1 pseudogene is annotated in these 620 nt (G+C 44.5%); it reads right to left on the bottom strand.

The features are described from left to right. Nucleotides 1-17: 17 nt before the first annotated feature. A pseudogene (locus ACTXGO_RS16570) lies at nt 18-620 on the bottom strand (DNA topoisomerase IB); the annotation flags it as partial.

Here is a 620-nt window from a genome sequence, read left to right as displayed (position 1 = left end):
TACATACTGTCTCATTTTTATGCTGCTGAAGACAAGTCATCAGGGTTAGACGCTTTTAAAAAGTTAAGTAAAGCTTTCTCGTCTTGGCTTTGGAAGTTTTTGCTACGACCTTGGCGCGCCTGCTTATACGGCTCATAAAACTGCCCTGCCAAAAACTGCTCGATAACGCGCGGATGAATGTAGGATGCGCGGCAAACAGACGGCGTATTGCCCAGCTCATCAGCCACGTCTTTTACCATCTGCGTGACTAAGTCTTGACGCGCTTTACTATCAGGTGCACTTGCTAAGATCTCATCGCCCTCTTTACTTTGCAATACATCATATAAAAAGCTTGCCGCCAGCACACTTGCCATCCACGTACGAAAGTCCTTAGCGCTATAACGCTTGTCAGTACATCTGTCATCGCTATTGTTATTGTTACTTTCAGCGCATAAATGCTCACGCAAATAGTCATTGATATCGCCGCTATCAACCTCTTGTTTATCGCCGTTTTCATCTAAATACTTAAATATCTGATACCCTGGCAACTCAGAGCAGGCTTGTACAATCTCTATCAAGCGCTCGTCTTGCAGCTCGATATGATGCTCTTTAGCGCTTTTACCGACAAAATCAAAAGCGAG

The organism is Psychrobacter sp. T6-1 (assembly GCF_052258445.1).
The sequence above is the reverse complement of the archived record's forward strand: the minus strand, read 5'-3'. Positions and strand labels throughout refer to the sequence as shown.